This is a genomic window from uncultured Aquimarina sp. (assembly GCF_947492115.1).
Lineage (GTDB): Bacteria > Bacteroidota > Bacteroidia > Flavobacteriales > Flavobacteriaceae > Aquimarina.
The window spans coordinates 15,995-42,567 of sequence record NZ_CANLMM010000005.1 but is presented as its reverse complement, the minus strand read 5'-3'; the positions used below and the strand labels follow the sequence as shown (position 1 = coordinate 42,567).

33 protein-coding genes are annotated in these 26,573 nt (G+C 31.1%); 3 read left to right on the top strand and 30 right to left on the bottom strand.

The window, feature by feature from the left end; translation table 11 throughout:
• The first annotated feature begins 31 nt into the window (after positions 1 to 31).
• The gene (locus Q1A73_RS15870; RefSeq protein WP_299607323.1) at positions 32 to 436 is read left to right on the top strand and encodes a nuclear transport factor 2 family protein; all 405 of its coding nucleotides are present in this window, start codon (positions 32 to 34) and stop codon (positions 434 to 436) included.
• 67 nt (positions 437 to 503) lie between these two features.
• Positions 504 to 1,412, top strand: a complete 909-nt coding sequence (locus Q1A73_RS15865; protein WP_299607322.1) for a hypothetical protein — start codon at positions 504 to 506, stop codon at positions 1,410 to 1,412.
• A gap of 124 nt (positions 1,413 to 1,536) precedes the next feature.
• On the opposite strand, the gene Q1A73_RS15860 is transcribed toward Q1A73_RS15865, so the two are convergent.
• The 7 genes from Q1A73_RS15860 to Q1A73_RS15830 all read right to left on the bottom strand — a co-directional run bounded on the left by Q1A73_RS15860 (position 1,537) and on the right by Q1A73_RS15830 (position 8,500).
• Positions 1,537 to 4,296, bottom strand: coding sequence for a M56 family metallopeptidase (locus Q1A73_RS15860; RefSeq protein ID WP_299607321.1), 2,760 nt, complete (start codon positions 4,294 to 4,296; stop codon positions 1,537 to 1,539).
• Positions 4,296 to 4,655, bottom strand: a complete 360-nt coding sequence (locus Q1A73_RS15855; protein WP_280936580.1) for a BlaI/MecI/CopY family transcriptional regulator — start codon at positions 4,653 to 4,655, stop codon at positions 4,296 to 4,298. Before Q1A73_RS15855 ends, Q1A73_RS15860 begins: the two co-directional genes overlap by 1 nt.
• A 153-nt stretch (positions 4,656 to 4,808) precedes the next feature.
• Positions 4,809 to 5,744 carry a pyridoxal-phosphate dependent enzyme gene (locus Q1A73_RS15850; protein ID WP_299607320.1) on the bottom strand — a complete coding sequence of 312 codons (936 nt, stop codon included), beginning with the start codon at positions 5,742 to 5,744 and terminating at the stop codon, positions 4,809 to 4,811.
• 110 nt (positions 5,745 to 5,854) lie between these two features.
• The gene (locus tag Q1A73_RS15845; protein ID WP_299607318.1) at positions 5,855 to 6,511 is read right to left on the bottom strand and encodes a DUF6090 family protein; all 657 of its coding nucleotides are present in this window, start codon (positions 6,509 to 6,511) and stop codon (positions 5,855 to 5,857) included.
• 70 nt (positions 6,512 to 6,581) lie between these two features.
• The gene (locus Q1A73_RS15840) at positions 6,582 to 7,124 is read right to left on the bottom strand and encodes a DUF4287 domain-containing protein (RefSeq protein WP_299607317.1); all 543 of its coding nucleotides are present in this window, start codon (positions 7,122 to 7,124) and stop codon (positions 6,582 to 6,584) included.
• 33 nt (positions 7,125 to 7,157) lie between these two features.
• Positions 7,158 to 7,943: an anti-sigma factor gene (locus Q1A73_RS15835; protein WP_299607315.1), complete on the bottom strand. Its 786-nt coding sequence runs from the start codon at positions 7,941 to 7,943 to the stop codon at positions 7,158 to 7,160.
• Positions 7,943 to 8,500, bottom strand: coding sequence for an RNA polymerase sigma factor (locus Q1A73_RS15830; RefSeq protein WP_299607314.1), 558 nt, complete (start codon positions 8,498 to 8,500; stop codon positions 7,943 to 7,945). Before Q1A73_RS15830 ends, Q1A73_RS15835 begins: the two co-directional genes overlap by 1 nt.
• A gap of 121 nt (positions 8,501 to 8,621) precedes the next feature.
• On the opposite strand from Q1A73_RS15830, the gene Q1A73_RS15825 reads away from it, so the two are divergent.
• Positions 8,622 to 9,140 (top strand): fasciclin domain-containing protein, encoded by a 519-nt coding sequence (locus Q1A73_RS15825; protein ID WP_299607313.1) that lies wholly within the window; start codon positions 8,622 to 8,624, stop codon positions 9,138 to 9,140.
• A 119-nt stretch (positions 9,141 to 9,259) separates the two neighbouring features.
• Here the strand turns inward: Q1A73_RS15825 and Q1A73_RS15820 are convergent, their stop codons facing one another.
• The 23 genes from Q1A73_RS15820 to Q1A73_RS15710 form a co-directional block, all read right to left on the bottom strand.
• On the bottom strand, positions 9,260 to 10,027 hold the full coding sequence (locus Q1A73_RS15820) for an MBL fold metallo-hydrolase (RefSeq protein WP_299607312.1): 768 nt from the start codon (positions 10,025 to 10,027) through the stop codon (positions 9,260 to 9,262).
• A gap of 60 nt (positions 10,028 to 10,087) precedes the next feature.
• Positions 10,088 to 10,666 carry a Crp/Fnr family transcriptional regulator gene (locus Q1A73_RS15815; RefSeq protein ID WP_299607311.1) on the bottom strand — a complete coding sequence of 193 codons (579 nt, stop codon included), beginning with the start codon at positions 10,664 to 10,666 and terminating at the stop codon, positions 10,088 to 10,090.
• A 113-nt stretch (positions 10,667 to 10,779) separates the two neighbouring features.
• The gene (locus Q1A73_RS15810) at positions 10,780 to 11,202 is read right to left on the bottom strand and encodes a DUF3592 domain-containing protein (RefSeq protein WP_299607310.1); all 423 of its coding nucleotides are present in this window, start codon (positions 11,200 to 11,202) and stop codon (positions 10,780 to 10,782) included.
• A 141-nt stretch (positions 11,203 to 11,343) separates the two neighbouring features.
• Positions 11,344 to 11,814, bottom strand: coding sequence for a YHS domain-containing (seleno)protein (locus Q1A73_RS15805; RefSeq protein WP_299607309.1), 471 nt, complete (start codon positions 11,812 to 11,814; stop codon positions 11,344 to 11,346).
• Between the two features lie 38 nt (positions 11,815 to 11,852).
• Positions 11,853 to 12,206: a hypothetical protein gene (locus Q1A73_RS15800; protein ID WP_299607308.1), complete on the bottom strand. Its 354-nt coding sequence runs from the start codon at positions 12,204 to 12,206 to the stop codon at positions 11,853 to 11,855.
• A gap of 75 nt (positions 12,207 to 12,281) precedes the next feature.
• On the bottom strand, positions 12,282 to 13,340 hold the full coding sequence (locus Q1A73_RS15795; RefSeq protein WP_299607306.1) for an AraC family transcriptional regulator: 1,059 nt from the start codon (positions 13,338 to 13,340) through the stop codon (positions 12,282 to 12,284).
• Positions 13,341 to 13,458: 118 nt separating this feature from the next.
• Positions 13,459 to 13,824, bottom strand: a complete 366-nt coding sequence (locus Q1A73_RS15790) for a DUF2200 domain-containing protein (RefSeq protein WP_299607304.1) — start codon at positions 13,822 to 13,824, stop codon at positions 13,459 to 13,461.
• Between the two features lie 90 nt (positions 13,825 to 13,914).
• Complete coding sequence (locus Q1A73_RS15785) at positions 13,915 to 14,661, bottom strand: peptidase E (RefSeq protein ID WP_299607302.1); 747 nt, start codon at positions 14,659 to 14,661, stop codon at positions 13,915 to 13,917.
• A 57-nt stretch (positions 14,662 to 14,718) separates the two neighbouring features.
• Positions 14,719 to 15,306 (bottom strand): hypothetical protein, encoded by a 588-nt coding sequence (locus Q1A73_RS15780; RefSeq protein WP_299607300.1) that lies wholly within the window; start codon positions 15,304 to 15,306, stop codon positions 14,719 to 14,721.
• A 15-nt stretch (positions 15,307 to 15,321) separates the two neighbouring features.
• Positions 15,322 to 15,720, bottom strand: a complete 399-nt coding sequence (locus Q1A73_RS15775) for a hypothetical protein (protein ID WP_299607298.1) — start codon at positions 15,718 to 15,720, stop codon at positions 15,322 to 15,324.
• Between the two features lie 239 nt (positions 15,721 to 15,959).
• Positions 15,960 to 16,484: a GNAT family N-acetyltransferase gene (locus Q1A73_RS15770; protein WP_299607296.1), complete on the bottom strand. Its 525-nt coding sequence runs from the start codon at positions 16,482 to 16,484 to the stop codon at positions 15,960 to 15,962.
• 69 nt (positions 16,485 to 16,553) lie between these two features.
• On the bottom strand, positions 16,554 to 17,495 hold the full coding sequence (locus Q1A73_RS15765) for an alpha/beta hydrolase (RefSeq protein WP_299607295.1): 942 nt from the start codon (positions 17,493 to 17,495) through the stop codon (positions 16,554 to 16,556).
• A gap of 1,046 nt (positions 17,496 to 18,541) precedes the next feature.
• Positions 18,542 to 19,000 (bottom strand): hypothetical protein, encoded by a 459-nt coding sequence (locus tag Q1A73_RS15760; RefSeq protein WP_299607294.1) that lies wholly within the window; start codon positions 18,998 to 19,000, stop codon positions 18,542 to 18,544.
• Positions 19,001 to 19,093: 93 nt separating this feature from the next.
• Positions 19,094 to 19,768, bottom strand: coding sequence for a hypothetical protein (locus Q1A73_RS15755; protein ID WP_299607293.1), 675 nt, complete (start codon positions 19,766 to 19,768; stop codon positions 19,094 to 19,096).
• A 100-nt stretch (positions 19,769 to 19,868) separates the two neighbouring features.
• Complete coding sequence (locus tag Q1A73_RS15750; RefSeq protein ID WP_299607292.1) at positions 19,869 to 20,453, bottom strand: GrpB family protein; 585 nt, start codon at positions 20,451 to 20,453, stop codon at positions 19,869 to 19,871.
• Between the two features lie 114 nt (positions 20,454 to 20,567).
• Positions 20,568 to 21,941: a S41 family peptidase gene (locus Q1A73_RS15745; protein WP_299607291.1), complete on the bottom strand. Its 1,374-nt coding sequence runs from the start codon at positions 21,939 to 21,941 to the stop codon at positions 20,568 to 20,570.
• A 66-nt stretch (positions 21,942 to 22,007) separates the two neighbouring features.
• Positions 22,008 to 23,135 (bottom strand): helix-turn-helix domain-containing protein, encoded by a 1,128-nt coding sequence (locus Q1A73_RS15740; protein WP_299607289.1) that lies wholly within the window; start codon positions 23,133 to 23,135, stop codon positions 22,008 to 22,010.
• Between the two features lie 152 nt (positions 23,136 to 23,287).
• Positions 23,288 to 23,881 carry a hypothetical protein gene (locus Q1A73_RS15735; protein ID WP_299607288.1) on the bottom strand — a complete coding sequence of 198 codons (594 nt, stop codon included), beginning with the start codon at positions 23,879 to 23,881 and terminating at the stop codon, positions 23,288 to 23,290.
• 93 nt (positions 23,882 to 23,974) lie between these two features.
• On the bottom strand, positions 23,975 to 24,703 hold the full coding sequence (locus Q1A73_RS15730; protein WP_299607286.1) for a DUF2071 domain-containing protein: 729 nt from the start codon (positions 24,701 to 24,703) through the stop codon (positions 23,975 to 23,977).
• Between the two features lie 15 nt (positions 24,704 to 24,718).
• Positions 24,719 to 25,267 carry a VOC family protein gene (locus Q1A73_RS15725; RefSeq protein ID WP_299607285.1) on the bottom strand — a complete coding sequence of 183 codons (549 nt, stop codon included), beginning with the start codon at positions 25,265 to 25,267 and terminating at the stop codon, positions 24,719 to 24,721.
• Positions 25,268 to 25,405: 138 nt separating this feature from the next.
• The gene (locus Q1A73_RS15720) at positions 25,406 to 25,822 is read right to left on the bottom strand and encodes a DUF3997 domain-containing protein (RefSeq protein ID WP_299607284.1); all 417 of its coding nucleotides are present in this window, start codon (positions 25,820 to 25,822) and stop codon (positions 25,406 to 25,408) included.
• Between the two features lie 124 nt (positions 25,823 to 25,946).
• Positions 25,947 to 26,288 (bottom strand): biotin/lipoyl-containing protein, encoded by a 342-nt coding sequence (locus Q1A73_RS15715; protein ID WP_299607283.1) that lies wholly within the window; start codon positions 26,286 to 26,288, stop codon positions 25,947 to 25,949.
• A 22-nt stretch (positions 26,289 to 26,310) separates the two neighbouring features.
• On the bottom strand, positions 26,311 to 26,571 hold the full coding sequence (locus Q1A73_RS15710) for a hypothetical protein (protein ID WP_299607281.1): 261 nt from the start codon (positions 26,569 to 26,571) through the stop codon (positions 26,311 to 26,313).
• Positions 26,572 to 26,573 lie beyond the last annotated feature (2 nt).

Genomic DNA, 26,573 nt, shown 5'->3' with positions numbered 1-26,573 from the left:
TATTTCAATATCTTTTTTACAGTGTACATGTTTGGATAAAACTCCCGAGTTTTCTCTAGAAGAAGATCAAAAATCAGTACAGGAAATTTTAAAAATTTTGGATGATCATAGTATTTCCACGGAAGATAAAATGATGGTATGGGTTGATGATTTGATCCACATGGCTCCAAATCATCCATTGATTTCTGATAAACCCACACTTGTGGCTCATATAGAAAAAGAAAGGGAGTATGGTTTTGCAGATATGAAACATGAAATAACAGAGATGCATTCGTATGCTGAGGTGGTAGTGATGCATGGAAGAGTAACGGGAACTTTTTACCCTACAAACAAAGAAAAACATAATGCTTTTAGTACTAAAAATATGTTTGTCTTTAGAAGAATGAAAGACAATTCGTTAAAAATTTGGAAAGTGATATTCAATATGACTTCATAGATAAAATTAAAAGGGAAGTATGGTTATCTGTAAATATCCATAAGAATACTCATAAAAATAAGTAGTAATGAAAAGATATATTGTACTCATATTTAGTATAACAACACTAATCGCCTGTGAAAACAAGGAAAATAAAAATACTATAGAGATAGAAAAACCAGTAACTGTTGAAAATATGTTAGCCAAATATAATCAGATGATTGTAAAAGCTGGAAAAACAAATTCTTTTGAGATCATACAAGAACTATATGATTCTGAGTCTTTATTAATGACAGATTATAACCCTTTGATTGTAAGTGAAGCAAACATCAAAATTTATTACGATACTATATTTGATAGAATGAATATAAAGGAATACAACCGAAAAACGTTAGATGTTTTAGAGTTTTCTAGTAGAATCATTGAAATAGGATTGTTTACTAAAGTGTTTGAGGATGCAGAAAAAGTAGAGGGAAAGTATTTGAATGTGTGGAAGTATAATGGCGAAGGAAAATTAAAGTTAAGAGCAGAAGCTTTTGGATATTTGAAACGTATGGACGATCCGGACAAATTCTTGGTCCCCGAAGCTAGTACTACATCCCTTGATCCAATTAAAATACCAAGAGAATTGGCTGCCTATAGTGCTTTGGGAAAAAGTAATGTAAGAGCTAGAATTCCAGAAAGAACTGCAGATTCTTATACAGATGATGCCATGTATTTACCATTTGCGGATACCATAAAATCCGGAAAGTCTGTTTTGGTAGAACATTATAAGGGATACTACAAGTATCCTGCAACGATCGACTCGCTAGAGGTGATGACTTATGCTTATGATATCGTAGAGGATGGTTATATTAAATATGGTGGATTTTATGTGGATTGGTCTGTTCCAGGATATTCTGGGAATAGTACCGGAACTGGTATTTCTTACTGGCGTAGAGAAAAGGATCATTCTCTTAGGATACATAGGCAGATAGGCTTACATATTCATAAATAAAGGACTATTTCATTATTTACAAAGAGATGATAAAAACGAAAAATGCTGTTAATTGAAATAATTAACAGCATTTTCAATGATTGATGAATGTATATGTGATTGGCTAGTTTGAAATATTGATCACTTAAAAATGAATCTTAATACGGATTGCTTGCTCTAATGAAATATCATTATCCTGATCTTTTAAAGATTTTACAAACTCCGGAGTTACTCCATGGATTTTTAGACTTCTCGCTTGATCAGCAGAAATATTGCTATATCCAAGGTCTTCAAACGGCTTTACAAACTCAGGAGTAACATTATGAATTTTAAAAGATATAATATCATCTAAAGGAAGATTACCGAATCTTGTTTTTTTAAAGTCTTTGATAAATTGTGGTGATACGTTATGTATTTTAAGAGACATAAGATCATCTATAGAAAGATTATTATATCCCATTTTTGCGTATTCTGAAGCGTAATCTGAAGATACATTATGAATCTTAAGAGATTTGGCATCATCCAAAGATATATTCTTGTAACCTGCTTTTTTAAAGGTGTTAATAAACTCTGGAGTTACATTATGAATCTTTAATCCAACTACTTCATCTAAAGGAATATTTTTATACCCTGCATCATTATATCTTTTAATAAACTCTGGAGTCACATTATGAATTTTTAAAGAGATAATATCATCTACAGATACATCATCATAACCAAGTGCTTTAAACTGTTTGATAAAATCATTTGGAGTCGTCTGCTGACTCTTTTGATATCCTTTACCAGAGCTATTTGTTGAACTCGATTGGCTATATTGCTGTGCAGCGGTTGTTAATTGTGGCGTCACATTATGAATTTTCAACTTCACTGCTTCTTTCAAAGAAATATTCTTTTGTCCAGCTTTTTTATAAGATTCAACTAAACTTGGAGTTACATTATGAATCTTTAAATTCTTAGCTTCTTTTAAAGTAATATTTGGATACCCCATTTTTTGGAAACTTTGTATAAAAGCAGGAGTAACATTATGTATTTTAAGGTTCTGAGCTTCTTTTAAAGTAATGTTTTTGAAACCAGCATTTTTGTACGCCTGAACATATTCTGGTGTTACGTTATGGATCTTAAGGTTTTGTGCTTGTTTTGCAGAAATATCAGTATAACCTTCTTTTTTGAAGTCAGCAATAAAATCTGGAGATACATTATGAATCTTTAATTTCATATAATCTTCTAAAGACATCTTTTTATATCCATTATCTGAGTAGGACTTGATAAACTCTGGTGATAGGTTATGGATTTTAGCCTTAGTAATTTTCTTTAATGATGTCTGTTGACCGTTTACTTTGTTTATGAATTTTATATACGCGAGATCAACATCAAAAAGGTTTAACTTACTCACTTCATTCATAGTATAGTCATTGTAGCCAAGGTTGGCTAATCCTTTGCGGTACATCTTTAGTTTATCAAGAGAAAGCCCTTTATGGATAATGTCTTCAAAATCATCCTGATCTAAAGAAAGATTTTCTTGTTTTAAATATGCTAAATAAGTTTCATCAAAATCAGTAAGGAAACAATGAACAAGTTCTTCATTATCAGCCGAAAATCCATAATCTCTTAATGCTTTACTGAAATTGGTATTCGGAGTGAAGGTATATCTTCCATCTCCAAGCCCATTTTCAAATTCTCCTGTAAATAACATAGTTCCTGCATCTCTGGTAATTTCAAAATTTTGTTTGTTTCCAGCTGGAAAACCTGCAAAGAATGAAGGGTCATAACATCTAGTAATTGACCAGTAACTTCTTTTTAATGGTTCTGCATTTCGATACATAATACATAATTTTCCTCCTCCAAGCTCAGCATCCCAAGAGCCTCTGGTGTAATCGTTTTTAAATTTTGATTCTTCGAAATGTTCTTCAGATGGAGTTTCTATTTCATCAGAATAGAAAGCATCGTTTTCTGTTGTTATTGGATTCATGTGAACCGGATTAAAAGATAATACGGTTAATGCCAGTAATGGAATAATGATTAGGTATTTCCATCCTGATTTTGCTGTCGATTTTTTAGAATTCATCATAATTATTCGTTTTTTGAGAAATGATTGATTGTAACTTGTTGCCAAACCTGTTGGCATATCTGGGGTTGAAACTTTTAGTAAATTCATTTGATACATCTCTTTATCTTCACCTTTTTTGAGCATGCCATCATCGGTAAGATATTCCAGGTTGTTATCAATAGCCTTGCGGTATAACCAGGCAAATGGATTAAACCATTGTATTGTAACTAATAATTCTACTAATAACATATCCAAACTATGAGCACCAGCTATATGCATTTGCTCATGTTTTAATATCTGTAAATAGGTATCTGGATCGTATTGATTGGGATTTATAAATATTCTGTTCCAAAAAGAGTAAGGAGCATGATTAGTATCTGTTTCTACAATTTTGTAGGCATCCACTTCGATACTTGGATATTTTATCATTCTAAAGATGAGTACTGCAAGTTGTATTAAGAAATTTATTCCGAACGCCATGACACCTAATACATAGATATAAAGCAAAATTGATTTCCAATCTAGAGCAATTATGGATGGAGCAATAGTTTCTGTAATACTTTCTGAAGTTGAAGTTACAGGAGCCGAATCAGAGAATGGTATTGTATTTTCAATCGGAGTACTATTATTCTCTGAGATTGCTGTTTGTTGGATTTCGGAATCAGCCGAAGGCTGAAAAATTGTAGTCTTAAATGAAATGTTTTCTGGTACAGAAATAAATGGTAAACAAAAAGAAACAAGAACTAAACCAACTAAAACCCATCTATTCAGATGATAAAAAGTTTCTTTAGAAAGAAATAACCGATATATAGTATAGGATAAACCTATAAGAGCAGCACTGTAGATGATATAAGCCATTACTTGTTGTTTTTGATGAGTTTGATGATTTCTTCTAATTCTTCGGTATTGATCTTTTCTTCTTTGGCAAAGAATTTAACTAAGGCTAGAGGTGAATTATCAAAGTAATTATTCACAACTTCACCTAAAACATCTTTTTGGTAATCATTTTTAGAGATCAATGGATAGTATTGAAAACTATTGCCAAAAGCTTTATGGCTAATAAAACCCTTTTCTTCCAGAATCTTTACAATTGTAGCAGTAGTATTATAATGAGGCTTAGGATCTGGTAATTCTTCTATGATTTCTTTGATAAAAGCTTTTTCCAGCTTCCACAAACTCTGCATGATCTGTTCTTCTCTTTTGGCTAACTTTTGCATGATTTCTTAATTTGATAATACAAACATACTCCTAATTAATTAGTTAAACAACTAATTAATTAGGAGTTAAACTAATTTATTAGGAGATTTAGAGCTGAAGCCCTTTTATTACTCGGGTTTTGCAACAGTGTTAAAAAAAAGTAAAAGTGTTTTTTAGAATGGAAGATTACTTAAATCTACGTTACCACCAGATAAGATCATTCCTATTTTTTGATCTTGAAAGCGTTCTTTTTCTCTTAATAAAGCGGCAAGTGGAACCGCACAAGAAGGTTCTATAATGATTTTCATTCGTTCCCATATCAAACGCATGGCACTAACAATTTCCTCTTCATCTACACGAATAATTTCAGAAACATATTGCTGAATGATAGGGAAGGTAAGGTCTCCTAATGGCATTTTAAGTCCATCTGCAGCGGTATTAGTGGTTTCATTAATTTCTAAAGTTCCACTTTGTAATGCACGATACGCATCGTCTACTTCAAAGGGTTCTCCCCCAATTACGGTGCAATTAGTACCAAAGTAATGAGCAGCTAAAGAAGTTCCAGCGATGAGTCCACCACCGCCAACAGGCGCGAAGATGTGAGTGAGATCCGGATGGTCTTCTAATAACTCCAACGCTGCTGTTCCCTGTCCTAATATTACATTGTGATCATTATAAGGGTGTAAAAATGTAGCTCCTTTTTCGAGTTGTATCCTTTTAGCAGTTTCTTCTCTATCTTTATGCGTAGGAGGACATTCTATAATATGACCTCCATAATCTCTAACTGCATCCTTTTTAACTTGTGGGGCATTAGAAGGCATTACAATATATGCGGTAATACCTAAGCTTTGGGCAGCAAGAGATAACGCTTGCGCATAATTTCCAGAAGAATGCGTAACAACACCCTTTGCTTTTTGTTCTTCTGAGAGTTGCAGAATAGCATGTGTAGCACCTCGCATTTTAAAGGCTCCCATTCGCTGAAAATTTTCGCACTTAAAATAAATTTCAGCTCCAGCAATATTATTTATAAGCCTAGAAGTTAATATTGGAGTTCTATGGATATAAGAAGAGATTTTAGCTGCCGTATCTCTAAGACTTTGTGCATTCATAATTATAGTAAGATTAGCCTTGGACGAAGATACTAATTTACCAATCTATATGTATGATTGGCTAGTTAGAAACAATGAAAATAAAGACTTAATAATATGATATACTACATTTATGTACTCTCTTTTTTGATCTCTTCTAAAAGGCGTTTGTTACTTTCTAAGCATTTTTTTCCACTCTCTAAAACAATGTAGTAGGCACCATTCATACTGGATACAATATTTTTTAACAAAGGATCTTCTAAAAAGTCAAGATTCCCACTTCTTATTTTGGTATAATCCATCTTATGAATGAAAAAATCTGCTAAATACTTTTCGTTAATCTTTTCTATTCTTTGATAATCTTGTAAGATATTTTTATGTGATGAATAATGCTCTTCTATACTTTTACGCAAATCAAAATTATCAATCAACTTCATATCACCAGAATTGACCAATGTTCGGTAAGTAGTATTTTGAGGAGTAAAATTAATAAGTCTTGCTAATACAAAAACCTTTCTGCTTATAGAATCTCTTTTCGTTATCTCAGGATTTCTAAAAAAAGCTTGTATCTGTAAAGTAGTTTTAATTTTAGAATTGAACTTTGTTTCATTCTCTTCCAATAGTGCTATTTCACGTTCAATATCAATTGCAAGATTATCTAAATATTGCTTTTTAAGATCTGTATTAGATCGGTTTTCTTTTATATTGTTTAAAGAAAAGGCAATAGTGATTCCAATAATCACAATGATGATTTCTCCGATTGCATATTTCCAATTAATACGTTTCATTCTGCCATTTTATCTTTTCTAAGATATAAAAAATGAAATGATTCAGAAAAATAAAAGAAGATTTGGATTTTTAAATAGAGTCTTCATAAGCTTCTTGCATCCAACTTATTAACTCTTTGTCTATTTGCTCTACGGATTGTAATTGTACTCGATGCGTGCACATTGTTCCAAATGGTCCAGAATCCAGTAATCTATCTGTAGTTGGTTTCTCTTTAAGTTTGAAACCTAAATCAATTCTTGTTTTAGTAGCTGGTTTAATTAGTAGAAACTGTCTTTTTCTGATAATGCTAACGCTAGTTTTTTTAGGAGTTTTGGTAACATCTGAACCAAAGGAATCTACTACAGAAACTAGTTTCTCATAGATTGGAATTAACTGTTCCTTTCCTTTATATTGGTTCGCTACTAAATCTTCAGTAGTTTCATTTCCTTCCTTTGATAAAGTTACGATGGTATTAGCAAAACCATGAGTTACTCCGTGTTCTTGTTTTAAAAACTTCACTGCTTCTCCATGTTTAGCAAATGATTTGTCTTTTAGAATAGACTTCCATTCTTCCAATGATTTGCCTGTTTTTTCAGGCATATTATTAATCATAGTTTGTAATGCTTGATTCATGGTTGGTATGTATTTAAAGAAGAGAAATTTAAATTATAAGTACACATTAGAAATTAGCTGTTCCACCGTTGGATGGTCATTTCCACCAGCAGGTTCGATAGTAATATTTAAGGATGCTGCATTTTCAATATATTTCATGGTGATCATTTCCTGATCTTGGGCGATTACGCCCATATCAATCATTTCTCCATCCACGTCTGCCCACATTTGATATGTTTTGCTATTATCTAATTTAGAAAGTCCTTGTGGATTAAGAATTACTTCTTTATTCTGATGATTTACATATGCTACGGCAGAAGAAGTAGGAGATTTTTCATTTCCTTTAAGTACCAATTGGACCACCTTTGGATTGTTAATCGCTCGATACCATTTATCGGTTTCCTTTAGATTATCTTCTACGGTTACCAGTCTGTCTTGTAGATTAGTAGTTTCTTTTTGCAAAGTCACAATAGTAGCTTCGGTATTTTTCCACTCATTGTATAACCACCCTGAAGTACATAGAAATAGTGCTGCAAGGCTTGCAGCAATAGCAAAGCGGTAAGAGATTTTTTTCTTTTGTTGAATAGGAATCACACCTTCTTCAGAAACTGTATCACTATTTTTTATAGAATTTAGAAGATTAGATTTGATATGAGTAGGAGGTGAGATGGCATTTTCAAAAGCCATTTGTTCCATGTCATCTTCCATTTTACGGAAGTACGCTTGTAATTCCGAATCTTCTTTCAGTATTTTAGCTATTTCTCTGGAATCTTTTTCAGAAAGTTCTCCCAGTAGATATTGTTCTAGTACTCCTGTATCTTTTATTGTATTCCTATCCATCATCTCATCATTTCAATAATAATCCATACGATTCCAAGTTCCTCTTTATAAGATTCCCTAAGTTTTTTCAATGCCTGTTTGATATACGATTTAAATGTTCCCAAAGGCACTTCCATCTCTTCATGAGCTTCTCTATGTGTAAGCCCATTAAAGTATACAAGTTCTAAAGCTTTTTGATGATGAGGTTCCAATCTCTTTAAGGAGCCTTCTAGTTGTGTGATATCTTTTCCCGCTTCAGAAGTACTTCTCTCTTTATATACACTTAAATCTTCCGTTTGGATGAGGAGAGCATCTTTTTTTCTTAAAGAATTTAACGTTATGTTCCTTGCTATTTTATAGGACCAGGTAAAAAACTTCCCTTTCTCAGGGTCATAAGTGTTAGATTTTTGCCAAATTTTCATAAAAGTTTCTTGTAATAGATCCTGTGCTAAACCTTCGTCTTTGCACATTCGTAAAATGACACCATAAATCGCTCCAGAATAGAGATCATAGACCCTAGACAAAGCTTGGGTATCTTGATTCTGTAACTTTTTTATGAGTTCTAAATCGTCTTTCATTTATTATTGGCTTCTTCAAATTTAAAAAAAATCTCATCCAAACTCATCCAAACGAAACAATCTTGTGTATATGATAATGAAAAACGCGTTTAAAAATGTTTAATTATTAAAAAATAAAATCATGAAAAAACTAATTTTTATTGCATCAACATTATTCTTATTCGTAGTATCTCAATCTGTATTTGCACAATCAAAAAAAGATATTGTGGATGTTGCAGCATCAGTCAAAGACTTTTCGACATTAGTAACTGCTGTAAAAGCTGCAGATTTGGTCGGAGCGTTAAAAGGAGATGGACCATTTACAGTATTTGCACCAACAAATGATGCATTTGCTAAAATTGATTCAAAAACACTTAATTCTTTATTAAAACCTGAGAATAAGGGAAAATTAACTTCTATTCTTACTTACCATGTAGTATCTGGAAAAATTGATGCTGCTGCTGTGGTAAAAGCACTAAAAGGAGGCGGAGGTAAAGCTGAGTTAAAGACACTTAGTGGTGCTACCTTAAAAGTTATCAAAAAGGACGGAAAGATTTGGTTAAAAGATCAAAACGGGAACTATAGTCCAATTGTAAAAACTGATGTGATGGCTTCGAATGGAGTGATTCATGTGATTGGTGATGTTGTAATGCCTAAATAGTAGCTTTATACATCAGTAATAAGCGCTGTATCGGATACAGCGCTTATTTTTTTTCAATAAAATTGATAGGATAAAAAGTGTATTTTTAATATGGATACTTTGTTTATAACCAAAGTTTACTAAAACACCATGAGTTCTCCATCCTGCGGGATATATGTCTTGTCTATTAGTCCTTTTTTGGATAATTCAGAAGTTAGTTCTTCTCTAGTAATTGGACAATGGTTAACGGCTTCTAAATGGTTCGCAATTACCTTATCGGGAGCATTTTTAACAAATTTGACAATATCTTCCATAGTCATTAATAAAGGTCGAAAGAGATCCAATTGTGCTCTACCACTTGCTACTACACTAATATCTGGTTTGTATTGTTTAAGTACTTTGTCAACAGCTTGGGTATAAATAGTATCTGAACTTAAATAAATTGTTTTTTCATTCGGAAGTTGTATGTAAAAACCCATTACATTTCCCATAGGTTTTGCTACGAATCCATACCCGTGTCTGGCTGGAATTCCTTCTATAGTGCCCCCTAAAAAGTCTGAAGATTTCCAATAGTTAATAACTTGTGAAACGTTTAGTCCACGTTTAAGTAGTATTTTTTCATCTTTAACACTGCAGATTATCGGGATGTTTTTCGATTTTAGAAATTGTTCTGCCGCTTTATCCAAGTGATCAGGATGTAAATGTGTTAGCAAACAGTGCGTTGTTTTATGTACTATTTCCATTGCGTTCTGAGGTAGATCTAGAATAGGATTTCGTTTGGGTTTGTATCTAAAGAACGTAAAAGACGGTCCGGCTGTTCCTTTTTTACCCAACATTGGGTCTATTAAAATAACTTTATCCTTAGTCTCAATTACCATTGTAGCATTCCTGAGATGATGTATTTTCATGACTTCATATTTTAAAAAGATAAAATTAAAGTGCTAATTATTTGATTTCATTGATTTGAATCAAGAAATTCGTTTTCGGATTCTACTTAATGTTTCAGGAGTAATGTTTAAGTAAGAAGCAATGTGATATTGAGGAATGGTTTGTAACCAATTTGGTTTGTAAATAAGTAATTCATTATACAATTCTTCCGATGATTTGGTTATTCTATTATATTCAAAAAGTTCTTTTTGTTTTAGTAGTTTTTGAAAAGACAGATCAATAAATGATTTTCCACATTCGTATTTTTGTAGCAGTTGTCTAAATGGAGTTTTGTCAATAACCAATAACTCAATATCAGTTAATGTTTCTTGATTTTTTTTAGTGTTTGTATCATTAATGAAGGAGGACAAGTCTGTAACAAACTGTGGTTTTGTATAAAAATTAATGTTTGTTTCCTTATTACTTGATGAATAGTATTCTCTTATCACACCATTATTCAAAAAGCGAAGTTGCTTTTCTTCTTTATGTTCGGTGAGAATTTGTGTGTTCTTTTTTATTTTTTTGATACTAAATAAATCCAACAGTTCCCTTAATCCATGTTTGTTTAATGGATATTCCGTTTCAAAAAATGATGATATTTTAGATGTATCAAGATGCATAGCTGTATTTTACTTATACTTAAACCAAAGTATTTCGGATGCTGTTTAATTATTATATCAACTGTTTATGTTTTATTTCGGTAATCAAAACTTTTAGAATATAATAGAGATTACTACTGTATAAGATATAAATAAAAAATCAACGTTATTATACAAAAGAAATAGCCCATTCCAATAAAGATCATAGGAAAATAGGTTTTCCAAAATTTATTATTAATGATTATTTCATAGGTGTCATTCTTTTTTAAATAGATAATATCCATATTTTTTTTAGAACTTTTAAAACTAGTACCATAATCAAGTTCTTGGATTTTTTCTATTCCATTGGTGTCATAAAATTTCACAATCGGATAGTACATTGTACTGGTGTATCCATCAGAATCTTTACTTCTTTTTTCTACAAAATCAATGATTGTTGCTTTTGTTTTAACCCCATTACTTTCAATTCTAATATTTTTATTTCGGAAATAATATCCGATATAAATGAAAACACCTCCTACGATAAAGAAGATAGCTATAACCAGAAGATTTTCCATTTTATAAAGTTTTATATTATGTTTTTTAATTTTCTATTGTAAACATATAAATATAGTTTTTACTTTTTAGTTAATTCTCAAAAACAAATAACGGTTTAAGTAACTACCTAAACCGTTATTCTCATGAAAAGGAACCAATCCTTAATTATGTGTTTTACTTAATTTGGTCCAATTTTTATCTGCCGTACTTTTCAGTTTATTATGATCGTTTTCTGCCAGCCATAGTTGCTTAGCATCTAACTCTACATTGTTGAGAAACAAGAAGTATTTACCATCTTTTACAATAAACTTTGTAGGGTCTACTCTAAATTTAGCACCTGCATAGGTTCCAAAGGCGCAGAACCCTCCATATGCTGGTAAATATTTAGAAGGATTTTTATCGAATTGCTTTTTCTGGTCAGCAGATGTGAAATAATATACCACCTTTTGATGTTCAGATTTGAATTGTTTATTCCCTCGCTGTGCTAATCCTAAGTCCAAATAGGAAACTGGACTGTATCCTTGTAAAGCGATATTACTATTGTCTATATTATTAGCCTTTTTATCTTGAGCAGTTACTAAAGAAGTTGCTAAAAAAGCGAATAAAACGATTGATAATTTGATAAGTTTCATAATTTTTTTGTTTAAATATTAATGTTTTGTGTTTTTACTTATGCTGCGTTAAAGTATTCTTCTCTAATTACTTTTCCGTCGTTGTTCCAAACTCTTCGAATGATTTCATGCCAGTAGATTTTGCTACCGTCTTTCATGTCAAAATCAAAAGTAAATTCAGACGCAGATACATTACCATCCACGATCGTATAATGATGTTCTATTCCGTTAACATTGGCAATTGATCCCGCAAAGCCTTCCATTTTTTGGATCATTGCTGGTTTGCCTGTTGTTCCTCCGTTGCCATAATCAGAAGTGATGGCATCTGGTGCGAAAAATTCTTTTACTGCTTCTACGATTGCACCTTTTGATACAATTGCATCCATTTTTTGTACTTGTTCTTTAATATTCATCTTTTTGTTTATTTAAATGATTAATACACTGCAAAGATGAAGCAGATTTCAAGTAAAAATGTTACCAAAAAAGGACTACGAATTGTACTTTTTAGATTTAAAGTCTGAAGGAGTAATTCCTGAGTAGTGTTTAAAGAATCGAGTGAAGTGGTTAGGTTCTTCAAAACCTAAAGTGTGAGAAACAGCGGTAATAGATTCATCTTCGAGCAACATAAACTTAGCAGTATTCACAAGCTCTAATCGAATTAATTGACCTATAGTGATATTCATTTTGGATTTTACTTTGTTTGAAAGCGCCTTAATAGAAAGGTTCATTTTATCGGCATAAAATTCTAATGATCTTTCGGTAGTATGATATTTTTGAAGAAGTTCTAAAATATCCTGAGTAAATACATCCCGTCTTTCAAAATCGAAATTTTCTCGAAATTGCTTTGGAGTTTGTCCGGTAGATTTTTTAAATACTCTGTTGAAATAGGCATCATCTTTAAAACCCAGATCATAAGAAATCTCCTGAATATTTTTATCCGTAAAAGCGATTTGTTTCTGGCTTTCTTGCAATCGTTTAGAACTTATTAAGTTCTTAATAGATAATCCTACTTTATTTTTTACCAAAGCTTGCGCATTATAACCATTCTCATTGATAAGACCTACTAAATCTTTTCCAGTAAGATTATTTGCGTATTCCAGATCTATTACATCTTTTATGTCAAAAATAATTTGATATTCCTCTTTATTAGCTTTAAAAGGATTCTGCCAATACCATTGTTTAGATGATATATCAATAATGTTTGAAGAGTTATCCGCTAAAGCAGATTCGGATAAAAAACTATTGCATTCATCACATTCTATCAAATCTATATACCCTAGGGATATAAGATGTTTAAATAATACCCTGACATCATTATTATAAAATTTTTGATCATTAGAAAATTCGATTTTTCGAACTTCAAATGTATCTGATAAGAATTTGATGTATTGTCCTTTCTCTAAAAAGATTGCTTTTTCTTGCCAGTCAAAGTAATTCTTAAAATCAACCTGAATACTACCATTACCCGATAAAATATGAAATAACGTATGCCGTTCTATAAAGTATACTTTGTTAATTTCTGGTGAGAATTTTTCGACTTTGTGCATAAGAGTGGAGGAGTAGTATCTTCTTAAGATAGAAGTATTTTTAGAGTAGGTATTATCTTTTTACTAATAAATACTTAGACGTTTATGATCCTATTGATTACATTATTAAAGAATAAGATTACGCTGTTCTAAGGATCTTTTCAATTTTTCTCCCTTTGGCTAACTCTTCTATAAGTTTATCCATATACCTAGCTTGTTTAGTTAAAGGAGTGTCGATTTCTTCTATTCTATAGCCACAGATGACTCCTTTGATTAGGTGAGCGTTTGGATGTAGGGTTGCTTTTGCGAAAAATGTTTCAATAGTAGCCTTTTCATCGATTAATTCTTTTAGCTTTTTTTCATCAAAACCCGTTAACCATTCTATTACTTGATGTAGTTCTTCTTTTGTTCTTCCTTTTTTTTCTACTTTATTCAGATAATGAGGATATATAGAAGCAAATACTATTTTTGCAACTCGAGCATCGTGTTCTGGTGTTGTTGCCATAATGTTATCTCTTTAAGTATCCTGGGATATTTTTCCTTTCAAATTGATACAATGTTCTGGTAAAATATACAAAAAGTTATATAAAATTACTTATAGTATGATTTCTGTAGGTAATTTTTCTTCTATAATCTTACCGTTTTCTTCATAAACATAATAAGAAAAGGATTTAGAGTCCAGAGAAACACTATTCTTTACTTTTCCATTAATGAATAAAATTCCAGATCTATTATCACAGGCATATCCATTGGTTAGTTTTTTGTCTAGTATATTTTTATGATAAAGCGGTTTTCTTGATTTTTCGGAATGATAATGAGGGCAGTGACTATAATTTAGAAAGCCTAGTCCTTTTACAATAGTAAGTTCTTTTGGCCTAGAATCGGTAGTACCTGCATTAAACCAGCATAATGAACCCGCACTGCCTCCAGCCATTACAATTCCTTTTTCATATGCTTTTCGTAAAGCGGTATCGATTTTTTGAGCTCTCCAAATAGCAAGCATATTAAGTGTGTTTCCTCCACCAACAATAATTGCATCCATTTCTAACAGTATCTCTTCAAAAGTTTGTTTTTGTGTAGAAGAGTTGATCCATACAGTCATTACTTTGGGTTCAATATCTAAATCAGAACACAGTTCATACCAATAATTTATATATCGTTGATTATCTGCCGTAGCAGTAGGTAAAAAGCATATTTTAGGCTTTTCCTTATTTGTAATGCTAGCAGTATATTTGATAAATTCTTTCGTTATTTGACCACCATAAACAAATGCTTTTTTATCGGTTTGCGAGTAAGTTACTGTGGTAATGAGAATAAATAAAAAGAATAAAATTTTCTTCATGTACGTTGTGTTTTCAATAATTACTTATGACGAATTTATATAAGATTGGAGAATACTTTATTTAAGAATTTGAGAGATATAAACAATTCCAAAAATCCATCCTGTATACAAAGCAGTATAGCCTATAGCATATAACATCGAATTTCCTAAATCTTCGATAGTATCTTTTGACTTGGCGAATACCAATTTAAGTGCCCTAAAGAAAATCCAATAGAGCATGGCCAATATAATAAAAATGGATACCCAAAAAACTGCTTCTAATAAAACCAGAAGAATAAGGAAAAGGATCGTCATGACGATCCATAATACGATCGATAGAAGAATTCCTGCACCAAGTTCATCATCTAGATCTAAATCAATACTCGGTAAATCGGGTATTGTCCCAGAATCAGGTATAATATCTCCAGTTTTAAAACTTTTGAATTTAGGAAAATCATCTTTTAAAATCACCCCTTTATAAAGTCCATAAGACATAAAAACGAATAGCGCAGTTGAAATGATGGATAAGGAAATATAAAAATTAGAGGTTAAACTTCTATTATAGTTTATTCCAGTAAAGTAAACTGTTAGGATTGTAATTACGATTACAATTAAAGAAACTGTAAAGACTGATTTTCCATTAAGATATGTCTGGTTTGCTTTCAAGATGGCATGTTGTTATTATTGTGTGTTTTTAAAATTATCTTCAAAATATTTAACCCATTTACCGTCGACCATTTTTTCTCCGTATTCGCGAAAACCACCTTCTTCGGTTCTACCGAAAATAAATCTATTAGTCTCGCTGCTATTTACGATCAACTTTCTGTCTTTATATACTGCGGGATATTTTCTTACGCCTCGCTTCGAAAAAGGATAATAGTAATATGTGTTATCCTTTTCATCATAATAAATTATAGTATGTAATTGTAGAAACTCACTATTTAATTTGATGACCAAAATACTTTTTTCGAGGTCATAGGAAATATGTTGATATGCTGATCCTTGTTTGGTAACTTTTCCATTTTCATAAATGGTACTGGTGCCTATCCATTCTCCAATCATAAAGTCTAATAACTCCATTTGCTGCGTGTTAGAGGATTGACTAAAAGCTAGATTGAAGAAAAAAATAAAAGCTATACAGCTATAAAACTTGTGGAAGCTTAAGGAAGTGTTTTTGAATTTCATGTAATGTGCGAATGAGAATTGATTATTGAGTTTTTTGTGTTTTATACAGAACTAATGAAAATGAATTACTAGTAGCAATATACATTAATCAGAATAATACAGCTAGGTATTCCGAACGGTATTTAATCTAGTTCCTACTGATTGGTTTTAGCATAGATATCAACACTAATGGGTTTACCATTTTTGATTTCAAAATCAGGAACGGTTTTTTCAAGTTTAAAGTCAAGCTTAGCCATTGCTCTTTTGCAATTTTTATTATTGGATTCTACAAATCCTTCTATTCGTTTTAAGAATAAGTGCTTAAATCCATAATTGCAAATCAATGGCAGAACTTCTTTCATAATACCATTACCCCAAAAATCAGGAAGTAACCAAAGTCCAATTTCTGCTGTGTTGGTTTTATCATCTATATCGTTTAATCCACCTGCTCCATAAAATATTTTGGTATTAACATCACAAATTGCCCACCATAGCTGTTTTTTATCCGCAAACCAAGTCATTTGCTCTTTTGTGGCTTCTAAACTGTTATAGCTAACTCCATAATATTGAGTAATTTTTGGATTAGAAAGGCCATTGTAAATGTTTTCCAGATCAGAATCAATTATTTTGCGTAGCAGAAGTCTATCTGTTAGGATGGTTGGAAGTTTGTTCTCTGCCATTTACTCTTTTTTTAATAATGTTGGTTGAATTATCTTTAATCTTGCATCGCATTATGGATGAAAGGCTATTCATTTTTTTAGAAATGCTACCATTTTTTCATTCACAATTTTTGCTTGATCAACAGATAAAAAGTGTCCAGCGTTTTGGATCACTTCACCTTTTCCTTTGGGTAGTAAATTAGCAATTTCAACTGTTCTTTCTTTATTAATTACATCATTATCGCCAATTAATACTAAAACAGGCATTTGTAAGGATTTTAATTCATCATTAGAAAAAGGCGTCATACTCAATAAAAACTTGTTGTTAGATTCTTTTTCCAAACCTATTTTATATTGTCGTATATAAGCTTCGCTAATATTACCAACATCGTTAGACATACTTTCTAAAGTTTGTTCAACTTGTTTTTCTTTTGAAGAAAATAAAGCAACGACGTTTTTAAGCAATTCTGCGCTCGGTTTAATCCATGTAAAAGTCTGAGCGGGACTTAACAATAGTAAACTTTTTATTTTATTTTGGTTTTTTAATGCCATGGTAACAGCAAACCAGCCACCTCTGGAAGCACCTATTAAATGATAACTATCTAATTCTAAAACAAATAATACTTCCTCATACCAATCAGTTACTTTTTCGACGTCTTCAATTTCATTATATAGATACGATTTTCCAGGTTCTAAAATAAAATCTATTGCAAATACCTGATGATTCTTACTCAGTGACTCTATGTTGGGATACCACATTGTTGAGCTGGCATTCATTCCATGAAGTAATACTACAGCTTCTGCATTTTTAGGACCACTTACGATGACATGAGCAATGCCATAAGTGGTAGTGATGTATAACTCTTCATAAGGTACATCCCATAATTGTAATGTTTTGTCGTAAGCTTCATAGTAAGTTGCATCTAAAGCAGATGCTTCTGTAATGTATTGTGGCACTTTTTTGTATTTGTCGTATTTGTTTGTGCAATTAGCAAATAAGACTAATAAAATAAACAATAAAAATAATCTCATAGTCAATATTTTACATATTTTTAGAAAGCATACCTTTTGGAGCTACTAATATACTAGCATTCGAAAGTTTTTATTTGCTATTACTCTGGTGCAAAATTGAGTCTAACGAAGTTTTCAAACATCTGATTTTCAAGATTCATTTCCACAAACTCAATCTGATAATGGTATGATTAACAGAAAATAAAAATCGTATTTATTAAATTTTTACATAACTAAAAATAATTGTAGTACGTTCAATTTCCTTTTCTTTTAATCAAACTTGCGGATGCTAATGATACTACTGCAATGTTTCTTTTCCACCTTTGTTTTCTGAATAAAAATAAACTATAGATGCATTAGGTTTATTTTGTATTCTTCACCAAAATAAAAAATCTTACATTCTTTTACAAAAAGTTAAAAAATTAAATCAGAATCATAAACATCAAAATATATCAGTATTTATAGGCGTCAACGGATTTTTCATTTTTAATTTTTTCATACTGAATTATTATTTTTTTGTGCTTTTTTGATTATTACGGTCTTATAATCGATACTTAATTCTGAAAAAGCACAAAAAAACATATTGTGAATATTAGTTTACGAAAACAAACGCTAAAAGATGGTCAACAACTATGATTAATTACCAAACATTCAGGTTGTATAGAATGGATGTGATTTGCTAAAATATGATAAGTAAATTCTTCGAAGTTCAGACTTTTTCCCCAACCAGAGCCCCAGCCATCGATTACTATGCTGTTAATTTTGCCATAGTTCGTGAGTAGTCTGGTTAATTATTCTTTTGTAAACGCAATATTCTCTTGATCAATCCTTATTCTGTATCCATTTTTATTTTTTTATTCCATAAGTAGCACAAACAAAGTACGATAAAACTATCTCCAATTATACTGTATATGGTCTTTGTGTAATTCATAAGCATAGCTAGAAAAAAGTATGATTTTTTTATGATTCGATTTTAAGTCAAGTTATCCCGATGAGTGTACTAAACATTATATAAGTCAGACGATGATGATTACTAAAGCATTTAAAAGTTTAAGAACGCAGGTCTATTAAAAGAATAATTGTAACGTTCCTTGCTGAGGTATTTCATCCCATTGTTTACAAAGCTGATCAAAGTCTATTTTCATTTTTTCAACCTGAGATAGCTTCATATGAGGAATACTAATTCCATCCATATTTCGAGCTTCCCATGCTGTTAATTGGATAAATTGATCAGTATTAGAAGCTCCAGAACCAATAGCTTGTAGATTTCTTGCCATGATTTCAGACAACCAAGTTTCTGCTTCTAAGGTTTTAATGATTTCTTTATCAGAAAGCTGTTCTATTGTCATTCCGGATTTTATTTTCCCATAAAATCCATGTTGTAGATCAAATTCCTTTTCTACAACATAATGCGCAAGATCATGGTTGGGAATATCAGGTCCCAAATTTATACTTGTCCAAGTTCCATCATTTCTTTTACACGTAAGGGTATTTCTATTCTTACCCTTTGTAATCAGTATTTCCATGTTTTTTTGTCGACTGAGGAAAATGTAATCTTTTTAGTTATTTTCATTTCTCATGCAGTTTCCTACTATACGAATTGATTATTTTTTAGTGAATTATTCTGCTACAAATTTTATCAGAACAGTTTTCCATTTTTGAGTATATAAAACACCTTGTTTACCACCAAATGTTCCTTTTGTTTGGGATTTTACATACATATCCATAATATTAAAAGTAAGATTATCTATCTCTGGAACTTCTTTAAATTCTATGACTCTACCAAGTTTTAATTTTGATAGCGCAGCAATAGTTGTGGCTTTTTGAAAAGCTTTTTCCATAAGTTTTTTAAAAAGTCTTTTATCAGAAATGGACTCATCAGGTAATTCAAACTCACCCATAGAAGCTCTTACAAAATCCAGCTTTTTCAATTCTACCAGAAGTGCATCCAATTCTTCGGTATTTTTTAGTTTAACGGAGTACCCCAGATTTATAAACCCAACATAACTATGTAATTCATAATTTTCTTTATTGAGGTTTTTGAATTTATATCCTTTTGACTTTAGAATTGCACCAAGTTCTTCATGTTTCTCTTGCAGTTTATTTCTTGCTTCTTCATCATTTCTAGTTCCATCTTCTGCATATCTAAGAAATTTCGAATCATCCACATAGATTTCATAGGTAAAGCTTATAGGATCGATTTTTATAGAGTCTCTTACTTCTACTTGAATAGATCCATTTTGTCCGATAACTATTGTTGAAAATAGGAGTAAAGTATATGCTAGTTTTTTCATGGTTGATATGTTTTATAAAGCGTTTTATATAGGTGTCAAAACGCCATAAAATGTTACCCCTATTTATCCATGTTTTTCTTAAAACATAGAATTAATTGTTTTAGGATAGATTATGTTGTTTAATAATCTCTAAAGTTTCGTTTACAAAATCTGTTTTTCCAAGCACATACGAACCTCTATCATTTTTATATTTGGCAGCCAGTTCAATTTTTAAGTTTTCATAGGCTTTTGCTCTATCAGGATTTGTATTTAGATAATCTCTAAAGTCGATTTGTTGCCACATGATGTTATCCTTCGGACACATATGAATATGAAAAATTTGCTCATTTGCTCCCTCTAAATTATAACCTTTTCCAAAGGATGAATACGCTTCGATATTCTCTCTAGCAGGAACTACAAAATGTGAATAACCTAGTTGCGTAAATTGGTTGATAAGGTCTTCATTAAATAGTAATTCTTTAGGGATTTCTATCATCAAATCGATATAAGGTTTAGATTTTATGCTGGGTATCGATGAACTTCCGAAATGTTCTATGCGTAAAATCTTTTCACTTCCAACAGTATTTAGAATCCTCTCTTTTTCATCTTGATACAGAGATTTCCAATTGGGATTATGATCCACTAGTTCAATAGGAAAAAGAGTGTTCCATTCATCTTTGGTTAAATCATATAAGGTCTTTTTCATATGAGAAGTTTTTTGAAGGATTAACGATGTAATTAGGAGCCGCAATATACTAGGAAGAGAAAGAAAATGGCATTTTCTTTTTTACTTTTTTTGCGAGATAAAACTTATTTTTTCCTAATCTATTTGTTTTAAAAGTTTTTCGAGTATTTCATCTTTTTCATCTAATAAATAATCCTTTACAGAAATATCTGGAATAACCCCTGTATTATTATCGAGACCACTGACACGTTGTATTTTCCCTTTAGCGATGTCCACACTGATTCCTGTTTCCGGTAATTGGTAGTTAAAAATGGAAGCATACAGATTCGGATACTCTGCAGTTTCTTCCCCTACAATTTTCCCAAAATCATAATCTTGTATCTGGGCTGCCGTTACTGTAGACTGTGAATAGGATTGACGATTTACTAATACATAGACATTGCCATGGAAACGTTTACTCTTGGGTTGTGGTTGATAAAACCCAAAGTCATATTCGTATATTTTGCCATCCTCATGTAGTAAAGTAGACTTCCAATATGATGTGGTTGTATCCTTGGTTTTTCTCACATGTTCTTTTAGTAAAGCACTGGTCTTAAGTTGAAATTTAGAACACCATTTAAATGGTTTGTTAGCAATATATGATACCAAGTAGTCACTAAAAGAATCATCACCGCCAGGATTATTTCTTAAATCAATGATGAGGTTTTTATTTTTTTTGGATTTTATTTCGGTAAAAGCACTATCAACAAACTTACGATATTGATCCTCATCTCCTCCAAATTCACCAGGTCTAAGATATGCTGTGGACCTAGATAAAAATTTAATATTTCTATCGCGTTTTATGATATCATCACGTTTTGTCTCATAATCTTCCATGGCTTTTATAGAAGCTAACTTATAAGTAGAAACTCTATCGTTTCTTGATATTTCAACTTCAAACACTTTTTGTTCTCCAAAAGCTAACCAATAGAATCTTGGAAGCGTTAGAAATTCTAATTGAGCATTTTTAAAGTATATCCTTTCTGCAGCGATATGTGGATATATTGTTTCCAGAATTTTCTGAATCGGCTGATTATTAATGCTTATAAGTTGATCTCCAATCTTTATGTCTGATTTTTTTGACCAGTTTTTTCTTACCAAGACTTTACCTTTTTCAATGGCTACTTCTAATGGAAATATGGTACCTCCTGTTTGAGCATAATTGATGTATGACTGAACAGGAAAAGAAATTCTAGTGTGTCCATTGTTTAATAATGCTGGTAGTTGTTGTAATAAACGAGTAGCTTCTAATAGGCTTAAAGAATCCCTCGTAATCTTACTTTTAATTTTATGATACGCTTTTTCAAAAGCTTCTTCAGTAATCGTATGATAACAATTGTACTGAGTTGTAATTAGTGAATTCTTAAGATAATCAAGATCGTTTAGGACTTGTTTTTTTGAAAATTTAGCTTGCCCAAAAGTCAAACAAGTGTTTAGGATGATAAAGACAAGAGTAGTTATAAATTTCATGGATATAAATAATTTGAGGGAGCAATATTATAGAAATAAACAACTTCAATCGTCCTAACGCTTCTATTAGGACTTGTTTTTCGTGTTTTTAAGATACTGACTTGGTGTCATTTGTGTGAATTTTTTAAATACATGATTAAAAGTTGATTTTGAATTAAATCCACATTCAAATGCATGTCCCAGTAATGATAGTTTATCTTGCTCTGGTGATTGTAGACGATTTTTGAATTCTTTTACACGATATAAATTGATTAAATCGTAAAAATTTTGATTGCAATTTTGATTAATTTTTGCAGATAACTGTTTAGGTTTTATAGCTAGCAAATCTGCTAAAGAATTAAGATTAAGATCTGGATTAAGATAAGGTTTTTCATGTTGCATCAAATGATTAAGTTTTGAAAGAAAAGCTTCATCTTTTTCTAAAGGTGTTTTTGGAGGTTTCTTATCAATTGGTTGTAACCGAATAATATCACGCTCTTTTTGAACATATCCTTTAAAACCTATCCAACAAGTTATCGCTGCAAGGATCGCAAAATTAGGTAGGAAGTAATATTCTCGTAGACTTTTATCAAAAACAAACCGATCCACTTCTGTAATTATTCTATACAGGATATGGTAACTGGCATAAATGATAATAGGTGCTTGTAACCATTTTAGGGATAGATGTTCAATTTTAGAATAGTAATCTTTGAGACGTTTTTGGTATTTGATCAATATTCCTAATGGTATGAAACTATATAATAAGATCGAAATCACTCCCAACCATTGTTGTGTTAGATAAACATACGAATAAGAGGGAAGTTCTTCTAAGTAAAGTCCATTGGATCCAATCCTATAGATTGAAGTTCTATAGAAAATGAACTCTAATAGCAAAGGAATAAAATGTAGGTAGTGTATTTTTTTAAATTGAAATTTGGGATCACTGATACATAATGTATAGAAATAAAGAGAGGGACCGATACCATAGAGCATTTCCATTTGAATATATCGAAATACGTATAGTAATTCATAGTCTTTTAATACATTCACTACTACAATATTAATAACCATTAGCGTATAAAAGAATACTAATAGAGATAAGAAAATGTTTGCTAACCGTTTTGGTTTTTTAAAAGCAATCAATCCACTTAGTATCATTGCCTGTAGCGCCAATACGCAGATAATAGTAAATAAAATAGGGTTAGAGGTAACCATCTAAAGTATTTGTTTTTCTATTTGCTAAAATAATGATGGGGATTATGATAACATAATATAATTAATGGTTACAATAGATTCTACAATTTTTAAATTCTGTTTTACTTGATTTTATAGTATGGTTAGATAATCAGAAAATTTTAAATTCTTTATTATAAAGATCCCTTCTCTTTGTTATATAGCTCAATTGCTTTTAGGTATTTCATTCCTGTAGATTTTGTTTGCGGATACAGAAAGCCACTTAGCTCTTTATGATGTTTATCAACCCATTGTACTAGCGAATCTCTGTTTTTCAAAAACTTATCTATATCAAAAACTTCATATTCAATTCGATTCACTTTTACTATTCTGTTTTGATCAAACTGTAAAGTTTCTACCCAAACTACTGGTTCTTGGGTAAGAAAAAAGATTCTTTTATCGGTTTTGGAAACTTTTGCGATAACGATATCTTTTTCTTCTTTAATTTGAAGGATTTTGTAGGTTGGATCAAAAACAGATTCCCATGCTAACCAAGTATTATATCCTTGATTAGAAAAACGTTCTTCATAGTTATCTTTATTTTCTCTGATCACAATAATATCTCCAACTAGCGAAGTCATCTTAGTACTATCAGATTGGTCTAATGCTTTATAATATTGTGTACCAATCTCGAGTTTATTGAATGTTTTATTCTTTTCGTTTTCAGAAGTTTTACAGGATACGCATACTGTTATAAATAACAAAAATAAAATTATTAGTTTGTTCATTTTTAGAGACTTTGATATTTACTATAGGTACGCTGAAAGGAAAAAATGTTACGTTATTTTGATTTGTTTTTTAATTCTAAGAATACATGGGTTTTATAGTATATGGTTGGTTGGTTTTATTTTCTCTAATCCGATCCATTCGTGTTCAATATTCTTCATTAAAAGTGCATTGTCAAATTTTACAGAGCCCTTTGGGAAGATATTTTCATCTTCAAAAAAACTAGATTGAACTTTTTTTACTTCTAAAAGAGAAACTTTCCAGTTGTATGCTTTTAATTCTAATCCGTCAAAATCATCCTTGTCTGGGGAATAACCAATGGCACCATTTTCGAAAAAATCTGAGACACAATTTAAATCATCAAATATACTTTCTTCATTCCATTTATGAGTTTCGCAAGCTTCAATGGATAACGTAGTGTCATCTTCACTAATAAAAGAAACATTATAATTCTCATCGGTTTCACGAACTTTAAATTCAGCAAGATGGTGTACTCCTGGAAAAATAGTTCCTCCTGCTAGTGAGTTTAGCTTAGAAGAAGTATCTCTTCTGGGAATATAAACTCCTTCTCGAAGTTTTCCATTTTCATACCATTCTACAGCAATCCTGTGCGCACCATTTTCAGAGGAGATTCCGATTTGTTTTGGTAATCCCTTTGGTCTAATTTCTTTTAATCGAATTAAGCAAATTCCTGCAATACCTTTTCCATTTACTAATTTTGGTTTAAAAGGCTTTGGCAAATAGTCTTCCAAAACTTCTTTTTCTACCTGATAATTAATTAGAATTCGCCTGTCGATTATTCCTTTTATTTTTGGTATTTTCATTTCCTCTGATTTATGTTATTGTAAATTCAATTGCCAGGAAACTCCAAATTGGTCTTCGACAAATCCAAATTTTTGACTGAAACCGTAATTATTTAAAGGCATCATAACTTTTCCATTTTCAGATAGTTTTGCAAATAAACGCTGAAGTTCTTCTTCGTTTTTGCATTCTATATAGTTGGATACTGCTGGTGTAAAGCCCCATTCATGTATGGCTGGACTATCACTGCACATAAACAAAGCACCATTTAGATTAAATTTGGCATGCATTATTGTTCCTTCTTTTCCTGGTCCTTCTTTTCCCCAGCGCTTGGTACTTATAATTTTAGAATTGTCAAACAGTGCTACATAAAAGTTCATCGCCTGTTCTGCATTTGCATCTTGAAAGGTTAGAAATGTTGCAATTTGATCATTTTCAAGATCTTGCTTTTTATGGAATATATTTCTTAAACTGTCAAGTTTGCTTTTTAAATGAACCAACTCTGCATTTTTTTCATCTTCTTTTTTTACCTCTTTACAGCTGTATGTCAGTAGCAGTAGGAGTATTAGTGGAATAACTCTGGTCATAGTTGATGTTTTTTAGATTTTACAGAAATTATTAATGTAATATGAAAATATAACCTATGTAAAGATACAACAAAGACAGAATGGATATTCGATATGATTTAACTTATAAATGAGGTTGAGACCGTAGCTTAGGTATTATTATATATCATCTGGATACACCTGATCAAAATCAATTTTGGTAATATTTAGTTCGGATATTTTTTTATTAAAATCTAAGAGGTTTAGCGGTCCTAGAACATTGCTTTTTTCTCTTATGTCTATAATATAATAATTGGTCTTTGATGTATCGATTTGATATCCTTTTTCAAATCCGTTAGTTGGGTGTTGTTTGGCAATGATAAATTCTGAATTATGTCCTACAGCAAAGACATATTCTGGAATTAAAACAGAACTTACAGTAGTACTATATCGTTCACAAATAGCACGTTTATTTGGAATGTCAACCCATTGCACTTCATATTTTCCGATAATCTTATCTGAATCACTGTCGAACAAATAGCAAGAATTAAAGGTTAAAATTCCAAGTATCAGTATGAGTTTAGTAATATTCCGCATATGGTTTGATCAAATCTAATTTATTATTTCTAATATATAAAGTATTATTTTCTGAAGGTATAAATAAGCTTAAGAATCTTAAATACGAATTCTATTAGAATTAATGTTACCTCGTTTTCTAGTTTTATTCTACACCTTTTATTTCTACTAAAATTGTATCAGCCGTAATCTTTTGTCCAATAGGACAGGTGTATTCTAATTTTCCATGTAAGTAACTTTCGAATTCAAATGTTAGCTTTTTACTTTCGATGATTCCAATAATATCTCCTGGTTTCACGATTTCACCTGTTGTAAAGTTCATTTTTTTTAAGATCCATTCTTGTTGATCTTTAGCTAATTCTACAGGAAACTTAATTTTTACAGATTCGCCTGGCTTTAAACTAATGTCATTTGATGATGCTTTTGTTTTTAAACTGGTATTGTCTAACCCCAATTTATCCATCTGTTTAAGTAGCCATTTTCTCATGTATTGATTTTAAGTTTTAATTTTATTTATCCTTTGATTTCTTTTCTTGAGTAGCCAACATGATGACGTCGCGAAAATCAATTTTAGCTTGTTTGGTAAGTTCTATAACTTCATCTATATTACCTTGTGCCAAATATAGAATAGCCATTCTTGTATTTTTTAAGTTGTATTCCGATTCGGCCATAACATGTTTTAATTCAATAGATAAAAGTTCTTTTATTACAGATTCTCTGAAATCTAATGCAAAGTCTTTATCTATTATATCTAGTATTTCCTGATCCATTT

Coding starts and splice junctions, on each gene's coding strand:
- Q1A73_RS15865 (WP_299607322.1), top strand. CDS start 504: ATGAAAAGATATATTGTACTCATATTTAGTATAACAACACTAATCGCC.
- Q1A73_RS15860 (WP_299607321.1), bottom strand. CDS start 4,296: ATGGCTTATATCATCTACAGTGCTGCTCTTATAGGTTTATCCTATACT.
- Q1A73_RS15855 (WP_280936580.1), bottom strand. CDS start 4,655: ATGCAAAAGTTAGCCAAAAGAGAAGAACAGATCATGCAGAGTTTGTGG.
- Q1A73_RS15850 (WP_299607320.1), bottom strand. CDS start 5,744: ATGAATGCACAAAGTCTTAGAGATACGGCAGCTAAAATCTCTTCTTAT.
- Q1A73_RS15845 (WP_299607318.1), bottom strand. CDS start 6,511: ATGAAACGTATTAATTGGAAATATGCAATCGGAGAAATCATCATTGTG.
- Q1A73_RS15840 (WP_299607317.1), bottom strand. CDS start 7,124: ATGAATCAAGCATTACAAACTATGATTAATAATATGCCTGAAAAAACA.
- Q1A73_RS15835 (WP_299607315.1), bottom strand. CDS start 7,943: ATGGATAGGAATACAATAAAAGATACAGGAGTACTAGAACAATATCTA.
- Q1A73_RS15830 (WP_299607314.1), bottom strand. CDS start 8,500: ATGAAAGACGATTTAGAACTCATAAAAAAGTTACAGAATCAAGATACC.
- Q1A73_RS15825 (WP_299607313.1), top strand. CDS start 8,622: ATGAAAAAACTAATTTTTATTGCATCAACATTATTCTTATTCGTAGTA.
- Q1A73_RS15820 (WP_299607312.1), bottom strand. CDS start 10,027: ATGAAAATACATCATCTCAGGAATGCTACAATGGTAATTGAGACTAAG.
- Q1A73_RS15815 (WP_299607311.1), bottom strand. CDS start 10,666: ATGCATCTTGATACATCTAAAATATCATCATTTTTTGAAACGGAATAT.
- Q1A73_RS15810 (WP_299607310.1), bottom strand. CDS start 11,202: ATGGAAAATCTTCTGGTTATAGCTATCTTCTTTATCGTAGGAGGTGTT.
- Q1A73_RS15805 (WP_299607309.1), bottom strand. CDS start 11,814: ATGAAACTTATCAAATTATCAATCGTTTTATTCGCTTTTTTAGCAACT.
- Q1A73_RS15800 (WP_299607308.1), bottom strand. CDS start 12,206: ATGAATATTAAAGAACAAGTACAAAAAATGGATGCAATTGTATCAAAA.
- Q1A73_RS15795 (WP_299607306.1), bottom strand. CDS start 13,340: ATGCACAAAGTCGAAAAATTCTCACCAGAAATTAACAAAGTATACTTT.
- Q1A73_RS15790 (WP_299607304.1), bottom strand. CDS start 13,824: ATGGCAACAACACCAGAACACGATGCTCGAGTTGCAAAAATAGTATTT.
- Q1A73_RS15785 (WP_299607302.1), bottom strand. CDS start 14,661: ATGAAGAAAATTTTATTCTTTTTATTTATTCTCATTACCACAGTAACT.
- Q1A73_RS15775 (WP_299607298.1), bottom strand. CDS start 15,720: ATGGAGTTATTAGACTTTATGATTGGAGAATGGATAGGCACCAGTACC.
- Q1A73_RS15770 (WP_299607296.1), bottom strand. CDS start 16,484: ATGGCAGAGAACAAACTTCCAACCATCCTAACAGATAGACTTCTGCTA.
- Q1A73_RS15765 (WP_299607295.1), bottom strand. CDS start 17,495: ATGAGATTATTTTTATTGTTTATTTTATTAGTCTTATTTGCTAATTGC.
- Q1A73_RS15760 (WP_299607294.1), bottom strand. CDS start 19,000: ATGGAAATACTGATTACAAAGGGTAAGAATAGAAATACCCTTACGTGT.
- Q1A73_RS15755 (WP_299607293.1), bottom strand. CDS start 19,768: ATGAAAAAACTAGCATATACTTTACTCCTATTTTCAACAATAGTTATC.
- Q1A73_RS15750 (WP_299607292.1), bottom strand. CDS start 20,453: ATGAAAAAGACCTTATATGATTTAACCAAAGATGAATGGAACACTCTT.
- Q1A73_RS15745 (WP_299607291.1), bottom strand. CDS start 21,941: ATGAAATTTATAACTACTCTTGTCTTTATCATCCTAAACACTTGTTTG.
- Q1A73_RS15740 (WP_299607289.1), bottom strand. CDS start 23,135: ATGGTTACCTCTAACCCTATTTTATTTACTATTATCTGCGTATTGGCG.
- Q1A73_RS15735 (WP_299607288.1), bottom strand. CDS start 23,881: ATGAACAAACTAATAATTTTATTTTTGTTATTTATAACAGTATGCGTA.
- Q1A73_RS15730 (WP_299607286.1), bottom strand. CDS start 24,703: ATGAAAATACCAAAAATAAAAGGAATAATCGACAGGCGAATTCTAATT.
- Q1A73_RS15725 (WP_299607285.1), bottom strand. CDS start 25,267: ATGACCAGAGTTATTCCACTAATACTCCTACTGCTACTGACATACAGC.
- Q1A73_RS15720 (WP_299607284.1), bottom strand. CDS start 25,822: ATGCGGAATATTACTAAACTCATACTGATACTTGGAATTTTAACCTTT.
- Q1A73_RS15715 (WP_299607283.1), bottom strand. CDS start 26,288: ATGAGAAAATGGCTACTTAAACAGATGGATAAATTGGGGTTAGACAAT.
- Q1A73_RS15710 (WP_299607281.1), bottom strand. CDS start 26,571: ATGGATCAGGAAATACTAGATATAATAGATAAAGACTTTGCATTAGAT.